Here is a 2071-nt window from a genome sequence, read left to right on the forward strand (position 1 = left end):
AGGCGAGCTCCCGCTCCGGGAGCCGAAGCCCGAAACTTTCCGCGGCGGCCGCCATCTCGCGCAGGTAATCGGTACCGATCTGATGGCCGAGTCCTCGGGAGCCGCAATGGAGGGAGACGACCAGGCCGCCCAACGCGAGCCCATAGGCTTGGGCGATTTCCTCTTGGTAGATCTGCGCCACTTCCTGGACTTCGGCATAGTGGTTCCCCGAGCCGAGAGTCCCCATCTCGTCCCGCTGCCGGCGCTTGGCTTCCCGCGAGACCGCCCCGGGATCGGCTCCGCTCATGCAGCCCCTCTCCTCGATGCGCTCGAGATCTTCGGCTTCGCCGAAGCCCGCTTCGACCGCCCAGCGCGCTCCGCCGCGAAGCATCGCGTCCATCTCGGGCTCCTCGAGCCGGATCTTCCCCCGGGCTCCGACGCCCGCCGGAATCTCCCGGGCGAGCTCCTCCGCGAGCTTTTCCTCCCGGCCGGCGAGATCCTCTTTGCAGAGCCCGGTCAAAAGGGTGCGCACCCCGCAGGAGATGTCGAAGCCGACTCCCCCTGCGGAAACGACCCCGCCCTGCTCCGGGTCGAAGGCGGCCACCCCGCCGATCGGAAACCCGTAGCCCCAGTGCGCATCGGGCAGGGCGTAGGAAGCCCGGACGATTCCTGGAAGCGACGCGACGTTGGCGGCCTGCTCGGCGACCTTGTCGTCCATTTCCTCAAGGAGAGATCGGCTTCCGTAGAGGATCACCGGCACCCGCATCGCCCCCTGCGGGGCCATCTCCCAGGCGGTTTCGGAGAGTTGCCGCAGACCGGAAAGTTCCATATTATTAATAATACGAATCTACAAGATTCCCCTCTCATACATCGACGACGCATTGGGCTACCCATTCGCCGTCAGGCGCGCGAAAGACCCCCAACTCGGTATAGGTGGCTCCCTTCACTTCCACGGCCGGTTGATGGCGTTCGAGATCGAGGGATTCGCCCCATGCTTCGGCTTCCAGGCGACTGTCCGGCAACCGCACCGAAAATCGAGAAAAGAGCATGCGGCGGGTCGCCATCGCAAAGATCAGGGCGTTGAGCCAATCGAAGAGCAGACGATCGGAGCTCGAGGCCGAACAGCGGATCGGCACGGCCTCCCGTGGGACGACCAGCCGGGGATCGGTGATCACCGCCGTCAAGGCGAGGGCGATTTGCGCGAAGGCCTCTTCCGGGGAGGAGCCGATGCCCCGGATGCCGACGTCGGCGACGTGCGGGAAATGTTCCCAGCGTGCGACGGAGGAACCGTGCGGAGGAGCCGTCTCCACGAGGGAGAGTCTCCCGCTTTCCTTTCAGGGAAGCAAGAGAATCGGGCAGAGCGCCTTGGAGCAGATCGACTCGATCTCCTGGGGAGGAAGCGGCGAGTCCCCGATCGAGAGCGCCAAGAGGCCGAGACCTTCGTGCGCCGCCGCCGTCAAGATCCGCTGGGCCTTGGGAGGGATTCCGCTGAGGAGCATCGTCGAGGGGGCTTGCTCGAGGAGGGCCTCGATTTGCGGCTCCTGGGCGATCTCCTTTCCGGATTGGAGAGAGAGAACGACGAGCTTGCCGGGAAAGTCCCGGGCCAGGGCTACGACCAGGCGCAGGGCCCGAAGATCCGAGGGCCGCCCGGAGAAGACGACGCCGAAGGGGGGCTGCAGCGGCATTCCGTCGGAGAGGTAGAGAACGGCGGCGCCCGATCGGGAGACGATCTCCCGGGCGAGGGCCTCTCCCGGTGTCGGGATGCCGACGCGCGGCTGGGAGCGGAGGAGGAGGACGAGGTCCGTCGGGGAAGCGGCCTCCGAAAGGGCCTGTGAGGGGATGCCTCGAAGCACTTGGAACGACCAGGGGATGCGCAGGCGCCGAGCGGTGTTGCTCAGCGCTTCCTCGGCCTGGATCGCCAAGGTGCGCAGCGTCCGCTCGACCATGGAAAGATCGAGCTCGCGCCAACAGGCGGTGTCGGCCCCGATTTCGGAGGCGAAGGGAAGCCCCGCCAGCCGGAGCAGGTTGATGTCTTCCAGGAAAAGGTAGGCGAGCTTGGCTTCGAGGCGTGCGGCGAGCTCGGCGGCCGCCT

At 66.5% G+C, this 2071-nt stretch carries 3 protein-coding genes; all 3 read right to left on the reverse strand.

Translation table 11 applies throughout. The features are described from left to right. Positions 1–808, reverse strand: an 808-nt coding sequence (locus FN369_RS08195) for an RtcB family protein (RefSeq protein WP_142525679.1), incomplete at its 3' end; no start/stop codon positions are given. Positions 809–842: 34 nt separating this feature from the next. Further along, positions 843–1289 carry an archease gene (locus FN369_RS08200; protein ID WP_142525680.1) on the reverse strand — a complete coding sequence of 149 codons (447 nt, stop codon included), beginning with the start codon at positions 1287–1289 and terminating at the stop codon, positions 843–845. Positions 1290–1313: 24 nt separating this feature from the next. Further along, positions 1314–2071, reverse strand: a 758-nt coding sequence (locus tag FN369_RS11215; protein WP_178087757.1) for a hypothetical protein, incomplete at its 5' end; no start/stop codon positions are given.

This window comes from Methylacidimicrobium cyclopophantes (genome assembly GCF_902143385.2).
GTDB classification, from domain to species: domain Bacteria; phylum Verrucomicrobiota; class Verrucomicrobiia; order Methylacidiphilales; family Methylacidiphilaceae; genus Methylacidimicrobium; species Methylacidimicrobium cyclopophantes.